Here is a 19736-nt window from a genome sequence, read left to right on the forward strand (position 1 = left end):
TTTAAATTCCGCAATATCGACATGAGTCATTACTATCAGGAGATTTTTTGTGAAGCTACGATTTGTCTATCTCATTAAATTTTTGTTGCTTGGCCTTTCTGTATATTTCGCGTCTTATCTTATATTTTTATCCTGGAACATTCTCGAATGGCCCGTTTGGTATCGGTCAGTATTGGCTGTTGCATTTGTGTTAGGTGTGGCCGGATATATTGCAAGTGATGACAATGAAGATGAAGGATATTCGCGGAAGTTTTGGAAGGATAATTTGCCAATTATTACTGCCTACGCCAATGGCGAAGAAATTAATTTTCAGCCAAAAGAAAATCCTGATTGGTGGTTCGCCACCGAAGAAGAACATCTCTTTAAAAGCGACTATAAATATAAAGTTATTACCCCAACCACTACCGATGTCGAAAAAAATAACACTCAACAAGACAACCGTGACACCGCAGGAGAACAGCAATGAACAGTTCTTTTGTGATGATATTGGTGTGTATTCTGATTGTGGGGGTAACATTTTGGCAGAACAGCCCCGCATCCAGTAGCGAATTGGAAAGCCTGGTTTCACGAGTCAATCAGTCTTCATCAGAAGAAGTGAAATCCAAACTAGTTCTTTTCTTGAAAGAAATACCGAACCCAAGTCGCCAAGAATTATCAGCGTTTGAAGCTGAAGTAGACCAAATTTTGGTTATTGATTTATCCAGGAAAACTACAGGTGATAACACACTGGTAGCAAAAGAACCTGAAATATCAGAGCCACCCAAAAAGCAAACATTTATTGAGCGCCTTGTAATTTGGTTCTTTTCACTTTTCATTGGCACTTACGCTATTTGGTCGCTCTATCGTGTTTTCCGCCGCAAGAAGGAAGACCAACTATGATCAGTCAACCTATAAAAAACCGGACAATAGATTTCCTCTTTAATGGTGTCATCGCTGTAGTCGTCGTTTTATTTTTTGGTGCTTTTGTCTATTACGGATTTATTCATGATGATCGCGTGAGGGATGAGAGTGTAGAAACCAGCAACACGGCCATTCGACAATACATTGCCAATCAAACAATGGACAACGTCAAATTTGCACTGGATAAGCTAGCCGAATGCTATGCCTTGGCTAATACATGGGTTTGCAGCAGTGAGAACGAGCGAGCATTCATTAAAGCACTTGCTACAACCAGCCATATTGATCTTTTGTTTTCTCACGGGTTGTCTACAGCATCCGATTTGAAGCATGGCTTGGATATAAATGAATCTTCTGCAATGGCTCTTTACACGGGAAAAGTGCCTGAAGTTTTATTTCTCAAGGCCAATGCAATGATCAGGTACGGGAATATCCAAGAAGCGCTTCCAATTTATAAAGCTTTATTTTTGCAGGGCGAGCAATGGTCGGTCGCGACCAGCTTACGGAGTGTGTTTAAACATTATGGATGTATTGATGATGTTGAAATCTGGGGCGAGTTTACCGCTGCAGACGTATCACGAGATACCAGACCACCTGGATCTGCTTACCCGGAACAACCCAGAATCTACTCTGTGGATGAAATAGTGGATCGTCGAATTCGGTTACGCAATGGCGAATTCATCACCCCATCCCCAAATTGCCCAATAAATCTATTGATAGAAAGAAAGGCTAGCGATCCAGAGGCATCGGCCCCATGAAGAACACAATTAAAATACTGCATCCAACGTTAAACCTATTTTCAGTACTGCTTTTAATAGCTGCAATCGTCATGCATTTTTCGCCTCTTAATCAAGGAATGCGTGACACTGCCCCTGCCACATCACTTCTTGCAACGGGATTTGCATTGCTAGGAATAATAACTGGAAGATTATTGGACACTCAGAAATTCCGCTCTGCAGAACAGCGGCTTGGCGACATCGATGATCAATCAAAACAACAGACCAATGAGCTGGAAGCCTTAAGACAATTTTATCTGCGCATATACACCTATCTGGGCAATTACCCCAACTGGAAAGTCCAGCAGGAATACAGGCATTTACTCACAACGTTAGTCTCAAGTCAGACCTGTGAATTTTCTACTCCCTATCATTTGCACAATATTGATCACTATCTTTCACGGCTGGTGGATGAAACAAATGCAATAGCGCATTACTTTCCCGAACTCGGAAAAGCATTAACTGATGAAGATCTGGCAGAAGCACGGGGCGATTATTATTTATCGGACATTCAAAATAATCATCCAGATGCGAAGAAGGAACCGTATTTGATTGATCGCCAGAATAAACAATCAGGTAAGGAATAATGACACCTTCACATCACTCCATAGACAGGATTAAACCCATGCGAACCGCTCAAGCGGTTGAACATGGTTGGCCAGCTGATCGACGTAAAAGACGCAGAGCTCACAGGCGCAAGGCAAAATACCTGCTTTCAAATGGTGGATTCTTTAATAACTATTCCGCACGGGGAAGCAGTTGTTGGGAAGTTGCGCAGTGGCATTTAGCCTGCGCTCGGTATTTATAAATTTTCACTTAAAGACGGGAAGTTATTCATGGTCAGATTGATTGAATCCAACACCAAAAGCTTTCCTTTTGACCCGAAAGGCGACCCCAAATTACGTGAAGTGTTTTTATTTCATGTAAATGGCCAAGTTGCCTATGGCGAGTGGTTTAAGCGGCTTGGTTTAAAGGATAAGCCGCCTCGCGGTGCGTGCAGACGATTTTTCGTGCAACACAAGCATTGCAGAAATGAATCTGTTTACCTGAGGAAAATGAAACGTGCCGAGAAGCACGCACACACACGATTAATGCAGCGGCTTCGGCAGAACATGATTGATGAAGTTTGGCGCTTGAATTAAGTAATTCCTTGTAATTCGATAGTTTAATTAACGTAGCTATAGTGTATTCAGTGTGAGAAATAAATATGAGCGATGAGCGTATTCTGGAAAGAATCAAAAAATGTCTGGCAATGGCAGGTTCATCCAATCCTCATGAGGCGGAGATTGCCTGGAGGCAAGCTCAAAAGCTGATGCAAGAACACCGTCTGGATATGCAGGACATTGATGCCTCAGAAGCCAATACGGTAAAACATCCAGCAGGCAAGCGTCCCCCCGTGTGGATGCTCACATTAGCACAGACCTGCGCTAAGGCATTCAATTGCCGTGTCATTACAGAATCATCCATACAAGGCTCTAAAGTGGTGTTCATCGGATTGGACAATAGTCCGCAATTTTGTGAATACGCATTTGTCGCACTTCAAAATCAATTAACTGCTGCAAGAAAAAAATATGTAGCAACTCTTTCCCGTTGCAAATTAACCACCAAACGTCGACGCGGTGAAATTTTTGCCGAGAATTGGGTGAATGGCGTTTGGAGCACTGTCATGCGATTTGCTGAGGCAGATGAAACGGCCGAGAAAGTCATCAAGGCGTATTTTGATAAAAACCTTCCTGCTATTCCCACCAGAGAACTTGAGTCACGAAAAGTGATTAAGCGTGACTTTCGGGCAGCCTATGCCGGATACGAAGCAGGACAAAGCACCAAGTTACATAAAGCTGTGAATCAAGACCGGCGCACAGGATTAAATCATTTGCATTGATTGATAGCTAATGAGGAATTTTTGAATGAATGAAAATAGAACAGCATTTATTGAATACATTGATGAGATTGCAAAGGAACTTGTCGCTGCCCATGCGGAAGCTCAATTGCAGCAGGATCTCAAAAGTTATATTGGCAGTCTGAATCAGCTGGCACAGTTTATCCAAAAATCACCATCCAGAAATAATCTTCGTCAGGCAAATAATTTGCTTCGAATTGATAATCAACTGTATGTCGATATCATTCAGCCTGCACTGTTTAAGCGGTTAAGCAATACTATTCAGTAGGTGATTTCATGGCACAAAGCCTATTAACGGATGAGGATATTAAATACCTTGATGAACTTCAGGTGTGGATTCGAAACTCAATGGAGTTTTCGATTTTAAAATACACTCCTGCAGATACGGACTTGGTATTTATTAAAGATTCGTCAATACCTTATTTACGGTTGTCAGTAGGGAAATTGAAATTCGTAAGCGTGGGCACATTGCGTGATCTATGTGAAAACCTTGTTCAACAATCTTGTATTTATGAAGTGTGGCTGCGCCATGCATTAAATAATGCCTATCGATTTTCCAGGGCCCTTTGTGCGGAAGACGCCAATCGTTTCATGCATTATTTCAAGTCTTATCATGAAATAGTCGATGAGGATGCCTTGGCATACGAAGCTGAAACTGCAATTCGCGAAGCCCGCCAGGCATTATTTGGATTGGATGAGTAAGCCTGCTAATTGAGAACACCACATGAATAAGCGTGATAATTCCCAAGTTGAAAAACTCGAAACCTCTCTCGATCTCGTTCCAACGTATTTTCCATTCAAAAGGGTCAACAACAAAGACGGAATAAAATTTCGTAGCGAGCAACGTCGCCCAGGCTCTATGGAAGGATTTTGTGTTGATATTGCCCACAATGGCCATGACCACCTGGTTTTTGATTTCCGGGATCTTTATAAAACGGAATCCGGGAAGCAAGGCAACCGCCGCAGAATGCTATGGAGTCTCGATACGGGCTCGACCGTACAGCTTGCCTCGATATTATTTTATCTTGCCGATGAGCATATGCGCGGTAGCGATGAACAACCTTACTATTCCATTGTGGCCTCCAAAGACAAAGCGTCTATGGGGCCTAATTGGATCAACGAAGATTTTCAGACGGCCGCCAAACGGACAGCGTTGAGGAAGTCCAGAAGCCATCTGTTTTCATTGATGAAGCGATTTGTCGAATGCTGTGAATCCGAGCAGATTATAAACACCTTCGCGCAACAACTTATCTATTGGGCGGACAATCACTCAGAGGATGCGTTTGCGCAACAAATTGCACGACAGGTTGAATCACAATTATCTCTCGTTCCGAATATTTCCGAAATGGCATAGCAATAGCCGAAGGTAAATACATGTTTGCGCAAGACACATCTCATATGAGCACAGATACAGATTTGGTTTCGCCAATAACACAGCTGGAATTAGTGCTTCACAATTCCCCTAAGTGCCTCCAGGTCGGAAAATTCTATAATTGCTACCCAGACTTGTATATTTACTCCGATAATCAACAAACGCGTAAAGACACCATATTGAGGCATAACAATGTCAGCTTTCCGCAAAACAGTACGTTTGAACAATATGCATTATTCTATCGCACCCATCTTGGTGGGAAATTTAATCGCCGTTATCAAAAACTCAGTTATGCATTATGGGTGGGTGAGGATAGTAAATTAATTCATCGGTTCTGTCGCAAAGGAAAGCATTTGGATAATGAACTGGTATATCGATTTCACTGTTTCCGCGATTTAATTATGGAAACCGTCAAGAATAAAGAATTTCATCTTATCCCCGCTATTTTATTTTTCGGTGCCAATGTCAACACCATTAAAGCTGGTCTTGGCGCATCTCTTTGGAAATCACTTTGTAAAAACTCAGCATCCCGAAATAAACTGATATTTAAATGCGCCTCGTTCACAGCAACGCTTTCTCCATTGATAAGACCATGCTTCTCATTTAACGAATTAAAATCACCTGCATTGCAGACAGTTCCGATCGTTACCGCAAAACCAATCCTGGAGGCACTTAATGCATTGCCCTCGGGCATTATGCAATCTAACGCTTTTCTTCGGGCAATAGAGGGAAATGAATACCATTATGATTATCTGGACAATGGTGATTATGAAGTTATCGACCTAGATCCATCAGAAGCCCAGATTTTTCAATATTCATTGACTATTGCGGTTGCTGCAAAGCAATGCAAAAAAGTAACCGATCCTCATTTTTTTCGAGACGCTATGCAGACCATTAAGGATTGCCGTCGCATGGCAAATAGACTGAACGAGCCATTCAATGATCACTGGTCGTTCAATCGCATTGAGCGTGAACATAAAGCGCTAACAAAGTTATTAAACACGACGATTCATGAACATTATTATCAGGAATATTCCTTTGAAATCCCTTGGATAAAAGAGCTGCAGTATCGAGGTGTTACGGCAACGCTGCTTTCCAGTCGTGCAGCCCTGATAATCGAAGGAAGGGAATTAACTCATTGTGTAGCGTCATACCACGAACAAGTCTATTTTGGACGTTCGATTATTTTTTCTCTTCGAACACAAGACGGCCAACGAAGCACACTTGAATTGGGTGTTAGGCGTGGCCATGACAGTCTAAAGTTGGTCATACAACAACATAAAACGAATTATGATGACCCCGTGGAAAATGAACAGTTAAATGCGGCAGCAAAATATGTATTCAATGCCCAAAGACAGTTGCTGATAGATGCGACAGATAACGACGACTCAATGGTGGTGATACACAATTTTCAGTTTTTGTCCGATGACAGCCATACCCAGCTATCCAGGTAAGCGGATTGCTATTTGCGCGGATACCTGGGTTATTTTATACTCACAAAGCATTTAGCCTACGGCTAGATCCTTTCCAGAACCACCACAGGCACATCAAGTGGTTGCGTCGAAAGACGGTGCCTAATATTCCTTCACGGCTCATGCCTTTTCATACCCACCTTCGGGAGAACATTCCCGCAAGGTAATGCATCTCCTGTTTTACTATCTAACCAGGAGACTAGCTATGTGTTTTTTATCAAAACAAGCCTTTTTGGCATTAGAACGCGAAGCCTATTCGCTTGAACTCGCTATTGCCAAAGGTGAAGAAACTGACCTCACGGATGCTCGATTAGCAGAGATTGATCAGCTAATGACACAGAGCGACTGGATGCTGTCGATTGACTACGGTGTTATCAAGAAATCAGTTAACGGTATTCCATTAAAAGTCTTGAAATCCGCTCGCGGTTTTTACATCGGTACGTGCGATGAACAACAAGGCCCTCTGTCTCGTGAATCCAATGAATATTGGACTCGCGAGAATGACGCAAGCCACGCACTTGAATCAGGTCAATGGACTCAATTCAATTATGAGATCTAATCATCCATCCTGCTAAGGAGAATACAAATGGCTGAACTGTCTACTTCCGGTTTAGGTTTATTCGCGCCCCAGGATCTTGATTATTATCGAGAATTGACCCGGGATTTACCTTGCTCAGTAGATCTTACCCGCGATGAATGTGCTGCTGTACTTAAAGCATATGATCGTGGTGTGGATGTGTTGAATCAAGAGGAATTACCTCTGCTGAACGCAGTTATTTCGAAACTGAAAGATTGCATTCATCCATGAGGTTAGCCCGATGACGCCCTTCCCAGATCATTATGCCGGTTGTATTACGCGAATCGATAAATCGTTTGATGGCTCACTCTCGCTTTACTTTTGGGCAAAACGAGATGGATATTTCAGATGAATTTTGTTGGCGCGGAAACGGCAATCAATATCGAACGTCGGATCTGGACTTTTATACCAAAAACACTGAGGGGACATTTTTGCCTCACGGTTTATTGGCATCCGACTTTCCACTGTTGCATCGTTGTTTGTACATACTGTCAGAATTTATTGAAGATGAATCAAAAAGTGAATCATTAGGCGATTTGACGGGCTTGTATCGCCTCAATGACTCCCCGCAAATTCAATTGATGAAAAAAATTGTGGATGCTCTGCCAAAATCGCGGCCCTTGTGCAAGCAATGCCGCCGAAATTCAGAGTATTGCGACTGTGATTAATACCGTCTAGTCGAGTTAGAGAGTGTTCAAAAATAACGTGTTTCAAGCCAGCACCCGCTGGCTTTTTTTCGTGCCGACATTTTGTGATCACTTTCACATCAGCGCTTTAGGGCTACACTTTAAGAAGCATCAATAAGTGTCGCCAAAGTCGTCCAAAATGGACACGGAGTTGGAATCTATGGGTAAGTCAATTTCTGCGCCAAACTATGTCACAGTGGTATACGCGGTTAACGACCCGGTTGCTTTTGAGGCAGAACGCAAGCGAATCATGGGACTGTATTCCAATGGCCAGGCACCATGGTCAATTACGGCCGTCACCTACGACAATGAAATTCAACGCCTGGAATTGATATCCGTCGCCCTGCAGCAGAATAGAGCTTACCTGGTTCCCTATATTCTGGACGCCACTATCGGTAACCTGGTGAACCTGTTGGACTTGGAAAAGGATCTTCGCCGCCGCCCACCAACGCTTTCAGACAAAATGACCTTTAGCTCCCCCCTGGGTGAGGCAATCCCCTCAAAATCTCGCCCCAAATAACCGGGTTAAGTTGTACGCCTAAGCGGTTTGTGCTAATAATACTAATGCCAAGTTTCGATGACTTTCATCGAGCCTTTAGCCGATCACCACAGGTATTTTAGTGATCAAGCTTTTCAAGCTTACCTAACCTTTCAAACACGGCATCTGCCAACCTCACCCCGCTGGGACAATCACTCCCATCGGGCGTGGTCTCTCCTTAGCGGGTTTTCTTTTTTCAGCCCCAGGAGAAATACCATGTCAATCTCTAATGTAAATTCTGCAGTTTTGAATAATGTTCGCTGGTTTAACGCTCATACTGAAGCATGCGGTTATCTGAATGGCTTGAAGGAGATTACCCCTAAGCCTGGACAGGATTTCAAACCGTTTTGGGTGAGTACCTTCTGCATGTATGAAGGTAATCCACAAAAACCACGTAAAACATTTATCAACGTCAACATCGTCAATTTAAAACTTGTCGATATTCTCAAACCTTACGCTAATCAGCTCAATACTGACCAGTCCAAGGTATGGGTGACTGCACGTATATCGGATGTAACTGTTGAGCCATTTATTTATGGCAATAACAGCAATCTCGCGGGTCAGTTAGGTGTTAATTGGCAAGCCAATTTAATCTCACTCATAGCGTTAAAAGTGGGTGATATGGCAATTGACTTGAAACAAGTCACTACGACTGATTTTGGTGTACCTGCGCAACAGCCAGCTGCTACACAAAGCAATTCACCATCACTTCAATCATCCAATAGCCAAAACCTGTTCGGATTACCATTGTTGGTAACGTTGCAAAAAAATGATCCTAACTTCAGTGCAGCAAAGGATCGTTTGAAACAGCAAGGTTATCGTTGGAGCAATGATAAGCTCGCTTGGTGTTTGGCGAATATCAAACTGGAAAAATCAGATCCAGCATTCAATGAGAAATACCATGCATTGAAAAATGCCGGTTATGTCTTCTCCAAAGCCAACGCAGTATGGAACTTGCCATCTGTCCCAAAGCCGTTAACGGGCAATTACCAGAACACCGGCAATTGCCAGCAAAGCGGGTTTCAGCAGTAACGAAACCAGCCAAGCAGAGCGGCGCTTTATCAGCCATCGGCTGGTTATTCTTGATACTTTTAGGAATGGGTTAACCATTCCTGAAGGTGTCATACCACAGCACTTGATCAAGATTCCGAGTGCTATGGTATGATTGCGCCACCAGTTCTCCAGACGCAGCTGTCTCTGCGACCCTTAGCCCTCACGGGTTTGACGGACCACACAGGGTTAAATGTCCGTAGGTATTCGATCTACCTCCTTGTATCCTCCCGCTGAGCGAGAAACCAATGTTGTAACACCGTTAGGTGTCCTCCAACGTCAGAAATTGGTGACTCAAGCCACCTCGGCCATCACATCGCAATGAGATGCGACACGCTCCATCAAAGAAACGGCCTTGGTACTGTGTACCCGGGCCGTTTTCGTTCCGGATATGCAGTGCTTTGACAAAGCACCATCGTATACAACTGTGGTGCACTCTCAGAGCACTGCTCATTATCCCTTCAAATTCGCGCCCGTCCGCGAGAAATAGACGTGAATCGTTGTGCAGAATTGACTGTGCGCGAATGTAGTTTGTTGCGATCCACACCCATCAAGACAAACACCCCAAGACACATGGATGTGTCACTGTTATGCAGAAGTAATGAATTTATTTTTGGTGCTGAGTCGAAAACAAATTCATTATTTTTGAAATTTAAGATCAGCGAAAGCTGCCCTTAAAAACGATCATCCACAGTGCAACGATATTTTATCGATGATGATCTCACCTTTGGTGGCGCTATCCTCACACATTAGGCACCAGCCTACATTCAATTACACCACTGCTGAAGAAGTTATCAATGCCGCGAAGCACATCATGGAATCAATGATGGAGCAACGCGACACGTTGTTAACAAGCCCGCAGTTAGTTCGACAATATCTGATGCTGAGATTAGGGAAAGCAGAGCGCGAAATATTTTGCGTTATCTTTCTCGATAATCAGAATCGCTTAATTGCATCTGAAGATTTATTTATGGGAACGATAGATGGCGCTGCCGTTTATCCTCGCGAAGTTGTTAAAGCGGCCCTTAAATATAACGCTGCAGCTGTTTTGCTTGCCCACAACCATCCAAGCGGAATGCTTGAAGCGAGCACAGCAGATCAACGCATAACTCAACGATTAGTTTCAGCGTTGGAGTTAGTAGATGTTCGAGTATTGGATCACTTTATTGTATCGGGTACCGAATCACTCTCATTTGCAGAGCGCGGCTTAATCTAATCCAGGCGTTTGCCACTCTCACCCCAGGGGAATTTCATCATTCCCCTGGGGCTGATGATTTTCCTCATTTATTTTTTTCGTTAAGGAGAATCATCATGAGTACTGTTTTATCACCAGCAACTTCAGCGATCAATGCAATCCCGGTGCCCGGACACTTGCGCATGCAGACATTACCAAGACGATTTCCGGGACTGTTCCTAGTATTCGAAAATAATGTCTATGACCACATGAATAAGTTCGCTAAATCCTACAAGAGCGGTTATTGGGAATTTATCGAACTTAGCAATGGGGGATTTTATATGTCACTGAAATCCGACAAGAAATTTTTCGTGGAAATTGATAGCAATTACTTCGAAGGAACAATGTCTGCCGATGCAGCAAGTCTGGTAGCGAACTTATTCGTTTATTCACGACTGGCTGAACAACACAATCTTGATTATTTGATTGAAGGATTTCATGCATTGTACGAATACGCACGACTACATCCTGAGGGGCAATTAATTTTATCAGCGATTAACTAATTACATTATCCGTACCGGAGAAAATATGAACAATGAAGTTGCGAACAATGAAATGCTGGAAATAGAAGTTCGGGCTTGTTTTATCAACAGTGAAACTGGCGATATCTACGAGACCTTACCCGTTTCTGCAGTGGAAAAGGCGCATCTATTTGGTGTGTATACCGGTAAGTCAGATGAGTTGATGTGGTGTGCCGATTTTCAGGAATTGGATCACGCCAAACTATTCGCTGATGCACTAACAAAACATCTTGCCGAAAAAGGCATTCAAACAATCAATCACGGCTTTCGCTAAGCCACACCGAGGAAATTTCTATGTCTCGTCATTATTTCAAAACAACCTATGCCGGAAAACCTATTGAAGTACTGATGGGTTTTGATCGCCCATTGAATGGCTTTTTCATGGTAATTGATTATCAGGAGGATCCAGAAGATGACGACGATGAGGGTTTGGTTTATTCAAACTTATGGGAACGGAATCCACATCCTGACTCATTAATACCTTATCTCGAAAAATTGACTGCGCTGAATATTTCAGTCCCAACTGAAATGCTTCTAGAAATTGAGAAAGATGGGGAAGTCAAAATGGGCAATAAAGATGTTCGCCATGCAATGGTGGACGGAACTTATACCCGAACATTCATTGGTTAACACCGTAGCTAACTACCCATTGGGAAGCACTTCCCAATGGGTGCTTTCCCACTGGAATTATTATTTCAGGAGAATATATGTGTGTTGCTTCAGAAGATCCAATGCTTGTATTAATAAATGATCGTTATGCAGAAAGCATCATTAAAGGTGTTCCCAACTGGTACGACGCCATTGAAGTTCATGGTGTGGTTAACCTCAATGAAGAGGATGACCCTGAAGATACCTATTATGTGATTGATGATGAAAATCCTGAACTCTACAGTGTTTATTTGCACTGTACCGAGGGAGGGATTGAGTCTGTAGGCGATTTTTCAAAACATGCTATGGCCATGGAATATGCGGACGAACTTTCATCGCAGTATCAATGGCCTGTTTCAAATTGTTGCAGTTGTGAAGACTGAATAACTGATTGCCCATTCTCTTGAATGGGCCTTATTTCAGAATCCTTTTCGTGAAGAGGATTGCGAAATAAAGATTTAAGCGTGGCGATATTTACCACCCTTAAAAAGTTGCCCACGGGATCTGAAAGGCAACGCGGCTTAGGCCGGATCCTAAACTCAAACATGGGCGAAAGCCTATCCTTAAACCCTGACGGGAATTCCCCGTCAGGAGGATGCCCCGTCACTATCAAGGAGCATCTTATGACGCACCCTTATTTTCATGCTGAATCGTCAGCTCGCAAGTTTGGCGGTATCCCTGATGACTATCTGGCCATTCATCGATGGTTTGATGAAACCAAAGAATCATTTTGTGATTATCGGCACCGCGCACTTCGGCATCACGCTGAGGGGATTTTTGAAGCGGAGCGGTTGTTCGGTACCACTATCATCAATTCGGAAGGCAAACCCGTTCCTGTTCGCTATATTGGCGAACAACACGTAATGGAGGATTGCGGTGGCCGAGTTCCCAATCTGGCAGATTGGCTGTCTAAAATCGTTCCGGAGGTATGGATGTCTCGCGGTACTTTTTTGGGCAATCTCTCTAAAACGGAGGTGCAATCATGAGCGCTGCCACTGTGGATCCAATCGTAGAACGTTTATCCGAGTTACCCGCAAAAGTAGGAAAAAAACTCTTGGGGCAATTCTCCCTGGGGCATGTAGATGCTCCTACTTTGCATACGGTACTTGATGCCGCTCAGCTCGCCGGCGATATCAGTAAAAGCTTATGGTTTACCGGCAGCTATTTGTTCCTGCGCAGTAAAGGCGTACCGGTCGGAGATGTTGTGGCCATGGCCAAACAACACCAACGTAAAATTCGCCTTGAATGGTCGGAGCAACGTTGGCGCAATGAGCACAACAAGCTCTCACGTCTGGCAACGCTGAAAATGTTGGCAGCAAAAAATGTAACCTATGATGTAACATTTTTTGAAAAACATATTGCATCAAGCTATCCCGGGTATCTGATTAAATCATCACGCCGCTTGGGAATGGAAGGCTTACGCCAGCAACATTGTGTAGCCAGTTATCACGAGCGGTTAGCGTCCCAGCAAACTGCAATTCTCTGTCTATTCCTGGATCACACCCGATGGACTGTCGAATTAATCCAAACAAACCATAGCGAAACTCCAGTTCGCATTGGCCAAATAAAAACACGGTTAAACGCTGTCGCGTCGAATGAAATTCGCAAACAGGTGTATAACTACCTGGGTTTGGATTTCCCTCGACTTGAAACCAGCTCGCCTGATGGAAGCCGGGCGTTGCACCAGATTAATCTCACGGCGCTTTTGCCAGTGCTGATAAAACTGGACATTCAAGAAATCTATGTGGGCTTTTCCGGATCCGGTGATGATGGCCATATTGATTACGTCGAGATGCAGCCGCCACCTGCGACAATGCCTGTGGTTCACATTCTGGATCAAACCCGGGACTATCAGGACGGGCAATGGATTCATCGTGAATGCGGTCGCGACTTGCCACTAGATAAAGCCATTGAAGATATCGTATATGGCTATCTCGAAATGACAGGTGTTGACTGGTATAACAATGACGGTGGCCAAGGACATTTTTCAATTAATTTCCAAACTGGTAACATCGAGTTTGAAGTTAATCAAAACTATGTTGAATCAGTAACGGAATATGCTAACGAATGGAGCGTTGAAGAATTTATGGAGCAACTTGTTGTACCTGCATTAACTGAATCGACATAACTCACGTCACACTCCCAACCGGTTTTCCGGTTGGGTTTTATTCGTGAATATTTTTAATCGCGTTTCTGAAAATATTCACGAATAAAATTTAAGCCAGCAAAATGCTGTTCTTAAAAAGCTATCCATGGGTTCTGCAAGATAGCGCGGTTTTTATACCTGAACCTACCCCCATCGGGATTACCTACCCGATGGGCAAGGTATTTCTGTTGGGGTTTTATCATCTAACTCCAAGAGGAAAATATCATGCAACTTTCATCTCGATTCAAATCAGGCGCACCCGCTTTACGATCTGATTATCCACTGTCAGATGATCAAATCCGTAGAGTAGCCCCATCAATCTTTGCAGAAATGCCACATACAAGTCGCTCGGAACGATACAGTTACATTCCAACCTGCGCTGTGTTGAATGAATTGCGATCCGAAGGCTTTCAACCCTTTATGGTGTGTCAGACAAGAGTCAGAAATGATGATCGTCGTGAATTCACCAAGCATATGATTCGTTTGCGTCACGCCAGTCAAATTAACGGGGCAGAAGCAAACGAAATAATATTGCTGAATTCTCATGACGGCACCAGCAGCTATCAAATGTTAGCGGGTATGTTTCGCTTTGTATGTCAGAATGGCTTGGTCTACGGCGATACTCTGATGGACGTTCGCATACCACACAAAGGTGACGTCACCGGGCATGTAATCGAAGGTGCCTATGAAGTCCTGGGTGGGTTCGAACGAGTCGCAGAATCACAGGAAGCCATGCAAGCAATTAGCCTGGATTCAGGTGAAGCTGAAGTGTTTGCATCTGCGGCACTCACATTAAAATACGATGATCCGGAAAGGCCTGCGCCGATTACAGAAAGTCAAATTTTAATGCCGCGTCGCAGAGACGATCGGAATTCAGATTTATGGAGCGTGTTTAATCGCACACAAGAAAATCTTATCAAAGGAGGCCTGCCTGGTCGAACCGCTACTGGCAACCGCCAACGAACTCGAGCAGTCGCAGGTATCGATCAAAATATTAAATTAAATCGAGCATTGTGGTTATTGGCCGATGGTCTACGCAAACTCAAATCGTAATTATTATTTTTATTAAACGCCCTCTATCATGAGGGCTTTTTTCAGGCGAAAAAAAATAAAACCCCGGAGCAATAGCTCAGGGGTTTTAAGGGTCTAACAGGTACTCAGGCTGCAGCGCTATTATCGGTCTGGGGTAATTCGGTTTGAGAAAAATACGCCTCGACTTTAGCAGCCACAGCGCTCATCAACTCAACATGAAACTCCAATTCAATTTTAGCGCGACGTGCTGCAAGCGTTTCCTTATCGGTAATGCCTGCGGCCTGTAGCTTTTCTTTGTCGGCATCAATCCTGGGAGCAAGATGCTCTTTAGGACTAACAGACTTGATCTCACTACCACCTTGACGCAAGCTGGCACCATGGTCGGCGTAAGCGCGATTAGCACCTTCGCGTTGGCCATAGGTAGCAAACATACGCAGGTCGGTGTGAACACCAAACTCAGCGTTGATCAGTTTACGCACCAACATTTGAGCAGCTTCTTGTGCGAGATTGACGGACACGTAATAGCGTTCATCTCCCTCTCTCAAGCCGATATGAAGGTATGGCGTTGGTCTACCTTCCACATCACGCTCAATAATACGAGCACTGTTGAGGATGCCTGACACACTGACCGGTGTAACGCCTTTCTGACGCAGGAAGTCCAGGGCCTTTGCAGACGCTGAATCACCTTTGCTACCTTTAAAACCTTTCTTTGCCTCTTCCACACCAACGAGCGATTTAGCCTCACTAATTAAGGCCTCAGACTCATCATTGGAAAGATACATCATGCCCAAAAAGGCACTGTAGCGCAGGTTAAAAACAGATTGATTGGATTGGTTAGATTGAATAGCCATGATGTTTTCTCCGGATTTAGAAAATAAAAAAGCCCGGAGGAAAACACAGCCCGATGGGAGTAGTTTTCCCACCGGGCGGTCATGAAGCTTCACGCTTCGGATAGAGGTTAAAACGCAGCTGTATAACTTGATCCCGTTGCAGCGTTCGTGGGGATCTCTTTAAGAGTCAACGTATGGACGTTGATGCCTTAACGGGTTACATATTAGCCACTATTTCAGAGCGCTTCAAGCCTAGTTACTATAAAAGGCAATTGCTGTTCTCTTAAAGAGCAATGTTAATCGCCCATAGTTTCTGTAAATATCCTAAACCTTTGAATATCAGATAGCGTTAGTTTATAGCTGTCAGCAAAGCTCACGCGTTTACTTAATGCCAAAAACTCCAAATGCACATCCTTATCTGGATTATCCTTTCGATCCAATAAAGATTTAAAAATAAAGGAATTCATAAAACCTGAACTCAAAGGGACATTACAAATACACAGGGATACATTTACTCCAGCACTATGAGTTGCAATTTTATAGCTTTGACCTATTGCAATTCTCTTATTACTGGCCAAAAGTAAGTAATTACACGCAGAATCACATTTTGTGTTGATAAGCTGTCGAGGCTTTTCATTTTTGTCTTTGATAAAGTATGTTTCTGCCATGCAAGTAGAAAGTCCATTTTTCAAAATCCACTGCCCGAGTGAGCTTGCATCATGAACATTTCCTCCCTGAGTATCAAAACAGACAGTAGTTATTCCTTTGTCGCGCCATGTTTCCAGCAATTTATTTACATCTGATACTGTGCTATCTGAAATTTCCCCCACTATAAGCACGACGTTATCCAGACAATATGTCTCATCACGATTACAGGCTTTTGCAATGGTTGCTTTTGGCAAGTGAATATCTTCATGCAATGTTTTTACAATAAGCTTTTCTTTTTTGTAGTCTTGATAAACAGTACAAATCAAAGCCGCCGCCAGCCCTGCAATTCCGCAAAATAATATTACTTTTTTTAAATATGCCTTCACAAATCAACCCTTTTATTCGATACCAGACTATTGATAGAAGCCCTAAGCTAGGCTCAATGTTTTTGACGCCACAAAGCACATGAGTCATTGACCATGCTGATGGGCATTGTGGGTATATTTTGGCAATAATTGCCATGAAAAATAGCCAAAAAAACCACTTTTCCATGTGGATACAGGCGTAAGACGCCTATATATGACGCAGAAATGAGCAGTGATTGCACCTGTGCACAACAGAGGCTATAGTAAAGATGCTAATGCCCAGTGACATTCTTCGCTGACCCTTAATTTGCTGCACACAGGGCCTCATGCAGCTAAGCGAAAGCTTGCCCTCTACCTGCATCACCGCCACCCACCCGGGGAGTTCAATCCTCCCCTCCAGGGTCGGCCTGACTCCTACTGTTTTTTACCTTAGGAGTCCATCATGGAACACACGTTCAACGTAAGTAAATTCCGCACTATCAAAGCAACGTTTGGCGAAACCATCAAAATACATGTTACGGACTCTCGAGTTCCTGATAATGATTTTGAGGGTGAGTTTCCTTTGCTGACTTACAATGAGATTGTGGAGTTTTTTAAAGAGCATGAGCACATCTATGCCATGAATATGGCAAAAGAGCGCTTCAAGCGATAAGCACGATCCCTAACTGGCTTTAGCCGGTTAGGGGTTCTCCCCAAGATGCCTGGTAACAGGATGCTTCGGGAGAACCCCTAACCACCCCTGGAGACAATTATGGCCAATCAAATGTGCTTCTCAGCTAATGCTCGTCATGAAGTAAATCTTACCTTGAACAGTGACACTGGATTATGTGATGTGAAGGTGAGCGATAAGCTCTCGGACAAAACATTTTCAAAATCCATGATGCTTGCGCAATACAACAAACTGGTTGATTGGCTGAAAGATAACGATCACGGATTTGCAATGAATTCAATTCATTCACTTTTTTGATTGCCGAGGCTACGATGCCAGTAAAACGAAAAGCCCCCTCATTCAATGCAGGGGGCTTTTTTATCGTGCAGAATTAAACAATGGGCAATTCTAATCATGGCTAAAAGCACCTTGATTTCAATAATCAGCATATTATTTTTATGGTTCGGCACACCGCAAGCACTTAAATATGGCGGCATTTGGGAAGCACGCACACATCCAAGTTCGAATGTAAAAGTTAAATTAGATGGCAATGATTCAGTTGTAATCGGTAATTTATCTATGCAATGGAATGGAGATTTTCTGCTCACTACGTCAGAAGGGTCTTCTTATCAATTCACAATGAAAGATCTAGGTTATATGGAGCTACCAGATTTCGACCCCGACAAAAATGATTCATTTTTTTATCGTTGGAGATCCTTTTTCCCAGCAGCTGTACTGATGAGCATTCACATTACTCTTCTAATATATGCGTGGGGATTGATAAACAGAAAGTATTTGACCAACACCAATACAATATGAATTATGCTGCTCAATATCTACTGTGTGGCGGGCGATAAGGTGGGATTACTGGCGAATTATTTTGGTAGGGTTTTGTAGAGGTTATTGCGTCGTCATAGATTAGTTTTACATTCTTCGCCACCAATCCTCGCTGATTAATGTGGCACTCAAACTCTACCGTTCGACCAGTTTTCAGATACTCACAATTTCTCAGCTCGCTGACATGTACCATAATATCTGGAGCATTTTCGCTTCCGTTATTTAAAAAACCATAACCTTTTTCTGAAAACCAGTTTTTAACTGTCGTACGCATCTACTTAAACCTATTCACTCTATTTGAAATATCGTGCTGCTCTGACCATAAAAATTTCTCTTAATTATACAAAAGCCTTAATCAGCCTCACGAGAATTCAGAACTATTGGCGCACATGTAAACCGTGCTGAACACCACCCTCTGTATCAAAACAATCCTTGATCACATCATAGAAAGATGGATCACCGTGCTCATAAAAGCGAAAGAGAGAATAAGCCACCAAATCTGCTAACTGAATTAATCGGGATGCTTTCGAATCCAAAAAAACAGGCACTTCAGCATAGTTACTGGTTTTGCCCCAAGTGTGTCCACTGTATTTAAATTCTCTAGCAAGGGTTTGTATTCGCTGCTCAGTAGTAGACTCATCGAATAACATTATTCCGCGCTGTGAATCGTTATATTTATGATGTTGCCGCTTAAGGAACAAATCAAATCTGCTAGAAAGTTGCTCAAAAGCGTACTCTACTGGATCCTCCCCCGTAAGAGCCTGCTTTTTTATAACCACACCAAACAACCGAACACCTTTTGGACAATGATCGGCAATTCCTACTTTCAAAGCATCTTTAATAGCATTTAGACGGTCGCTCAAGGCAAAGGACTTCCATCCATCACGTCCAGATCGCATGGGCGAGCCATGTAATTCAATGGCATGAGGTGTAGCAGGAGAAAATTGCTTGGCAATATCGTTAATATTTTGTTCCATCCAATGCGTTTTTCGTTCAAAAACAGAAACGCCGGCAAGTACAAAATATTGTTGCGATGGATCACTGACCGATCCTGATTCATCAACGTACAGTAAATGCATATTCCCTTCCAAAATAAAACAGGCCGCTCGAAAGCGGCCTGTATGAATAGGTAAGCCAGGCGGAATAGAGATTCCAATGCACTGCAAATGAGGTCAGCGCTCCCGACTTGCGTATTAAGATAGTGATTACTGACAGAGTTGTCAATATAGCCAGAGGACACACCCAATCATCGAATCGGATAGGCAAAAGGTGCTGGGGGCTTTCACCCCCGCGCCTACCCGCCGAAGCGGATAGGGATACGAACCATCAATGTAATCAAATTTGAACAATTACACAATCAATGGCCAACCCGGCTGGTTACGGTTGGCAATCTGGAAAAGGCTCTCCCTGGAAGGCTCATTTTGAACGCCTCTGGAGCCCTGTACTTAACTCTCCTCATGACAGAATAACCACATGCCAACCCCGCTTGATGTGCAATATGGGCTTGTCTGGCAGATATTTAAACGATGGATATAATACCTAGCAAAATAGCATTGGT

General features: G+C 43.3%; 29 protein-coding genes. 25 read left to right on the forward strand and 4 right to left on the reverse strand.

All coding sequences use genetic code 11. The features are described from left to right. Positions 1–49 precede the first annotated feature (49 nt). The 22 genes from D0C16_RS08345 (at position 50) to D0C16_RS08450 (ending at position 14870) form a co-directional block, all read left to right on the forward strand. Positions 50–466: a hypothetical protein gene (locus D0C16_RS08345; RefSeq protein ID WP_151031887.1), complete on the forward strand. Its 417-nt coding sequence runs from the start codon at positions 50–52 to the stop codon at positions 464–466. Beyond that, positions 463–879: a hypothetical protein gene (locus D0C16_RS08350; RefSeq protein WP_151031888.1), complete on the forward strand. Its 417-nt coding sequence runs from the start codon at positions 463–465 to the stop codon at positions 877–879. The genes D0C16_RS08345 and D0C16_RS08350 overlap by 4 nt, the downstream gene beginning before the upstream one ends. Beyond that, positions 876–1655: a hypothetical protein gene (locus D0C16_RS08355; protein WP_151031889.1), complete on the forward strand. Its 780-nt coding sequence runs from the start codon at positions 876–878 to the stop codon at positions 1653–1655. The genes D0C16_RS08350 and D0C16_RS08355 overlap by 4 nt, the downstream gene beginning before the upstream one ends. Then, positions 1652–2260, forward strand: coding sequence for a hypothetical protein (locus tag D0C16_RS08360; protein WP_151031890.1), 609 nt, complete (start codon positions 1652–1654; stop codon positions 2258–2260). Before D0C16_RS08355 ends, D0C16_RS08360 begins: the two co-directional genes overlap by 4 nt. A 249-nt stretch (positions 2261–2509) precedes the next feature. After that, entirely contained in the window at positions 2510–2815 is a 306-nt protein-coding gene (locus tag D0C16_RS08365) for a hypothetical protein (protein WP_151031891.1), read from the forward strand. Positions 2816–2880: 65 nt separating this feature from the next. Beyond that, positions 2881–3555: a DUF2786 domain-containing protein gene (locus D0C16_RS08370; protein WP_151031892.1), complete on the forward strand. Its 675-nt coding sequence runs from the start codon at positions 2881–2883 to the stop codon at positions 3553–3555. Positions 3556–3580: 25 nt separating this feature from the next. Beyond that, a complete protein-coding gene (locus D0C16_RS08375) occupies positions 3581–3841 on the forward strand; it encodes a hypothetical protein (protein WP_151031893.1) in 261 nt (86 codons plus the stop codon). A gap of 8 nt (positions 3842–3849) precedes the next feature. Beyond that, positions 3850–4275 carry a hypothetical protein gene (locus D0C16_RS08380; protein ID WP_151031894.1) on the forward strand — a complete coding sequence of 142 codons (426 nt, stop codon included), beginning with the start codon at positions 3850–3852 and terminating at the stop codon, positions 4273–4275. Positions 4276–4297: 22 nt separating this feature from the next. After that, on the forward strand, positions 4298–4927 hold the full coding sequence (locus D0C16_RS08385) for a hypothetical protein (protein WP_151031895.1): 630 nt from the start codon (positions 4298–4300) through the stop codon (positions 4925–4927). A gap of 20 nt (positions 4928–4947) precedes the next feature. After that, positions 4948–6399: a PcfJ domain-containing protein gene (locus D0C16_RS08390; RefSeq protein ID WP_151031896.1), complete on the forward strand. Its 1452-nt coding sequence runs from the start codon at positions 4948–4950 to the stop codon at positions 6397–6399. A 223-nt stretch (positions 6400–6622) separates the two neighbouring features. Further along, positions 6623–6976, forward strand: a complete 354-nt coding sequence (locus D0C16_RS24765) for a hypothetical protein (RefSeq protein WP_370458209.1) — start codon at positions 6623–6625, stop codon at positions 6974–6976. A 27-nt stretch (positions 6977–7003) separates the two neighbouring features. Next, on the forward strand, positions 7004–7225 hold the full coding sequence (locus tag D0C16_RS08400; protein WP_151031897.1) for a hypothetical protein: 222 nt from the start codon (positions 7004–7006) through the stop codon (positions 7223–7225). Between the two features lie 615 nt (positions 7226–7840). Then, the gene (locus D0C16_RS08405) at positions 7841–8200 is read left to right on the forward strand and encodes a hypothetical protein (protein WP_151031898.1); all 360 of its coding nucleotides are present in this window, start codon (positions 7841–7843) and stop codon (positions 8198–8200) included. Positions 8201–8434: 234 nt separating this feature from the next. Continuing rightward, entirely contained in the window at positions 8435–9250 is an 816-nt protein-coding gene (locus D0C16_RS08410) for a DUF3577 domain-containing protein (protein ID WP_191968671.1), read from the forward strand. A 730-nt stretch (positions 9251–9980) separates the two neighbouring features. Continuing rightward, positions 9981–10484: a RadC family protein gene (locus D0C16_RS08415; protein WP_151031900.1), complete on the forward strand. Its 504-nt coding sequence runs from the start codon at positions 9981–9983 to the stop codon at positions 10482–10484. Between the two features lie 95 nt (positions 10485–10579). Continuing rightward, the gene (locus D0C16_RS08420; RefSeq protein WP_151031901.1) at positions 10580–11005 is read left to right on the forward strand and encodes an antirestriction protein; all 426 of its coding nucleotides are present in this window, start codon (positions 10580–10582) and stop codon (positions 11003–11005) included. Positions 11006–11030: 25 nt separating this feature from the next. Continuing rightward, entirely contained in the window at positions 11031–11297 is a 267-nt protein-coding gene (locus D0C16_RS08425; protein ID WP_151031902.1) for a hypothetical protein, read from the forward strand. 20 nt (positions 11298–11317) lie between these two features. Further along, positions 11318–11653 (forward strand): hypothetical protein, encoded by a 336-nt coding sequence (locus D0C16_RS08430; protein WP_151031903.1) that lies wholly within the window; start codon positions 11318–11320, stop codon positions 11651–11653. 77 nt (positions 11654–11730) lie between these two features. Continuing rightward, positions 11731–12054 (forward strand): hypothetical protein, encoded by a 324-nt coding sequence (locus tag D0C16_RS08435; protein ID WP_151031904.1) that lies wholly within the window; start codon positions 11731–11733, stop codon positions 12052–12054. A gap of 240 nt (positions 12055–12294) precedes the next feature. Further along, a complete protein-coding gene (locus tag D0C16_RS08440; RefSeq protein WP_151031905.1) occupies positions 12295–12657 on the forward strand; it encodes a hypothetical protein in 363 nt (120 codons plus the stop codon). Beyond that, entirely contained in the window at positions 12654–13799 is a 1146-nt protein-coding gene (locus D0C16_RS08445; RefSeq protein WP_151031906.1) for a DUF6878 family protein, read from the forward strand. Before D0C16_RS08440 ends, D0C16_RS08445 begins: the two co-directional genes overlap by 4 nt. A gap of 243 nt (positions 13800–14042) precedes the next feature. Then, positions 14043–14870, forward strand: coding sequence for a DUF932 domain-containing protein (locus tag D0C16_RS08450; protein ID WP_151031907.1), 828 nt, complete (start codon positions 14043–14045; stop codon positions 14868–14870). A 104-nt stretch (positions 14871–14974) separates the two neighbouring features. Here the strand turns inward: D0C16_RS08450 and D0C16_RS08455 are convergent, their stop codons facing one another. Continuing rightward, positions 14975–15700 (reverse strand): hypothetical protein, encoded by a 726-nt coding sequence (locus D0C16_RS08455; RefSeq protein WP_151031908.1) that lies wholly within the window; start codon positions 15698–15700, stop codon positions 14975–14977. A 275-nt stretch (positions 15701–15975) separates the two neighbouring features. Further along, positions 15976–16713, reverse strand: a complete 738-nt coding sequence (locus D0C16_RS08460) for a hypothetical protein (protein WP_151031909.1) — start codon at positions 16711–16713, stop codon at positions 15976–15978. A 421-nt stretch (positions 16714–17134) separates the two neighbouring features. Between D0C16_RS08460 and D0C16_RS08465 the strand changes: the two genes are divergently transcribed. The 3 genes from D0C16_RS08465 (at position 17135) to D0C16_RS08475 (ending at position 18160) form a co-directional block, all read left to right on the forward strand. Beyond that, positions 17135–17344, forward strand: coding sequence for a hypothetical protein (locus tag D0C16_RS08465; protein ID WP_151031910.1), 210 nt, complete (start codon positions 17135–17137; stop codon positions 17342–17344). Positions 17345–17443: 99 nt separating this feature from the next. Continuing rightward, complete coding sequence (locus D0C16_RS08470; protein WP_151031911.1) at positions 17444–17659, forward strand: hypothetical protein; 216 nt, start codon at positions 17444–17446, stop codon at positions 17657–17659. A gap of 96 nt (positions 17660–17755) precedes the next feature. Further along, positions 17756–18160 carry a hypothetical protein gene (locus tag D0C16_RS08475; protein ID WP_151031912.1) on the forward strand — a complete coding sequence of 135 codons (405 nt, stop codon included), beginning with the start codon at positions 17756–17758 and terminating at the stop codon, positions 18158–18160. A 10-nt stretch (positions 18161–18170) separates the two neighbouring features. On the opposite strand, the gene D0C16_RS08480 is transcribed toward D0C16_RS08475, so the two are convergent. Together D0C16_RS08480 and D0C16_RS08485 are read right to left on the reverse strand one after the other, a co-directional pair. Further along, positions 18171–18452 (reverse strand): cold-shock protein, encoded by a 282-nt coding sequence (locus D0C16_RS08480; protein WP_151031913.1) that lies wholly within the window; start codon positions 18450–18452, stop codon positions 18171–18173. Between the two features lie 103 nt (positions 18453–18555). Beyond that, positions 18556–19257 (reverse strand): DUF3800 domain-containing protein, encoded by a 702-nt coding sequence (locus D0C16_RS08485; RefSeq protein ID WP_151031914.1) that lies wholly within the window; start codon positions 19255–19257, stop codon positions 18556–18558. Positions 19258–19736: the final 479 nt, after the last annotated feature.

It is taken from the genome of Cellvibrio sp. KY-GH-1, assembly GCF_008806975.1.
Classification (GTDB): domain Bacteria; phylum Pseudomonadota; class Gammaproteobacteria; order Pseudomonadales; family Cellvibrionaceae; genus Cellvibrio.

Coding starts and splice junctions, on each gene's coding strand:
- D0C16_RS08380 (WP_151031894.1), top strand. CDS start 3,850: ATGGCACAAAGCCTATTAACGGATGAGGATATTAAATACCTTGATGAA.
- D0C16_RS08475 (WP_151031912.1), top strand. CDS start 17,756: ATGGCTAAAAGCACCTTGATTTCAATAATCAGCATATTATTTTTATGG.
- D0C16_RS08355 (WP_151031889.1), top strand. CDS start 876: ATGATCAGTCAACCTATAAAAAACCGGACAATAGATTTCCTCTTTAAT.
- D0C16_RS08430 (WP_151031903.1), top strand. CDS start 11,318: ATGTCTCGTCATTATTTCAAAACAACCTATGCCGGAAAACCTATTGAA.
- D0C16_RS24765 (WP_370458209.1), top strand. CDS start 6,623: ATGTGTTTTTTATCAAAACAAGCCTTTTTGGCATTAGAACGCGAAGCC.
- D0C16_RS08435 (WP_151031904.1), top strand. CDS start 11,731: ATGTGTGTTGCTTCAGAAGATCCAATGCTTGTATTAATAAATGATCGT.
- D0C16_RS08360 (WP_151031890.1), top strand. CDS start 1,652: ATGAAGAACACAATTAAAATACTGCATCCAACGTTAAACCTATTTTCA.
- D0C16_RS08375 (WP_151031893.1), top strand. CDS start 3,581: ATGAATGAAAATAGAACAGCATTTATTGAATACATTGATGAGATTGCA.
- D0C16_RS08465 (WP_151031910.1), top strand. CDS start 17,135: ATGGAACACACGTTCAACGTAAGTAAATTCCGCACTATCAAAGCAACG.
- D0C16_RS08390 (WP_151031896.1), top strand. CDS start 4,948: ATGTTTGCGCAAGACACATCTCATATGAGCACAGATACAGATTTGGTT.
- D0C16_RS08480 (WP_151031913.1), bottom strand. CDS start 18,452: ATGCGTACGACAGTTAAAAACTGGTTTTCAGAAAAAGGTTATGGTTTT.
- D0C16_RS08410 (WP_191968671.1), top strand. CDS start 8,435: ATGTCAATCTCTAATGTAAATTCTGCAGTTTTGAATAATGTTCGCTGG.
- D0C16_RS08420 (WP_151031901.1), top strand. CDS start 10,580: ATGAGTACTGTTTTATCACCAGCAACTTCAGCGATCAATGCAATCCCG.
- D0C16_RS08440 (WP_151031905.1), top strand. CDS start 12,295: ATGACGCACCCTTATTTTCATGCTGAATCGTCAGCTCGCAAGTTTGGC.
- D0C16_RS08445 (WP_151031906.1), top strand. CDS start 12,654: ATGAGCGCTGCCACTGTGGATCCAATCGTAGAACGTTTATCCGAGTTA.
- D0C16_RS08415 (WP_151031900.1), top strand. CDS start 9,981: ATGATGATCTCACCTTTGGTGGCGCTATCCTCACACATTAGGCACCAG.
- D0C16_RS08400 (WP_151031897.1), top strand. CDS start 7,004: ATGGCTGAACTGTCTACTTCCGGTTTAGGTTTATTCGCGCCCCAGGAT.
- D0C16_RS08350 (WP_151031888.1), top strand. CDS start 463: ATGAACAGTTCTTTTGTGATGATATTGGTGTGTATTCTGATTGTGGGG.
- D0C16_RS08450 (WP_151031907.1), top strand. CDS start 14,043: ATGCAACTTTCATCTCGATTCAAATCAGGCGCACCCGCTTTACGATCT.
- D0C16_RS08425 (WP_151031902.1), top strand. CDS start 11,031: ATGAACAATGAAGTTGCGAACAATGAAATGCTGGAAATAGAAGTTCGG.
- D0C16_RS08365 (WP_151031891.1), top strand. CDS start 2,510: ATGGTCAGATTGATTGAATCCAACACCAAAAGCTTTCCTTTTGACCCG.
- D0C16_RS08455 (WP_151031908.1), bottom strand. CDS start 15,700: ATGGCTATTCAATCTAACCAATCCAATCAATCTGTTTTTAACCTGCGC.
- D0C16_RS08470 (WP_151031911.1), top strand. CDS start 17,444: ATGGCCAATCAAATGTGCTTCTCAGCTAATGCTCGTCATGAAGTAAAT.
- D0C16_RS08385 (WP_151031895.1), top strand. CDS start 4,298: ATGAATAAGCGTGATAATTCCCAAGTTGAAAAACTCGAAACCTCTCTC.
- D0C16_RS08370 (WP_151031892.1), top strand. CDS start 2,881: ATGAGCGATGAGCGTATTCTGGAAAGAATCAAAAAATGTCTGGCAATG.
- D0C16_RS08405 (WP_151031898.1), top strand. CDS start 7,841: ATGGGTAAGTCAATTTCTGCGCCAAACTATGTCACAGTGGTATACGCG.
- D0C16_RS08485 (WP_151031914.1), bottom strand. CDS start 19,257: ATGCATTTACTGTACGTTGATGAATCAGGATCGGTCAGTGATCCATCG.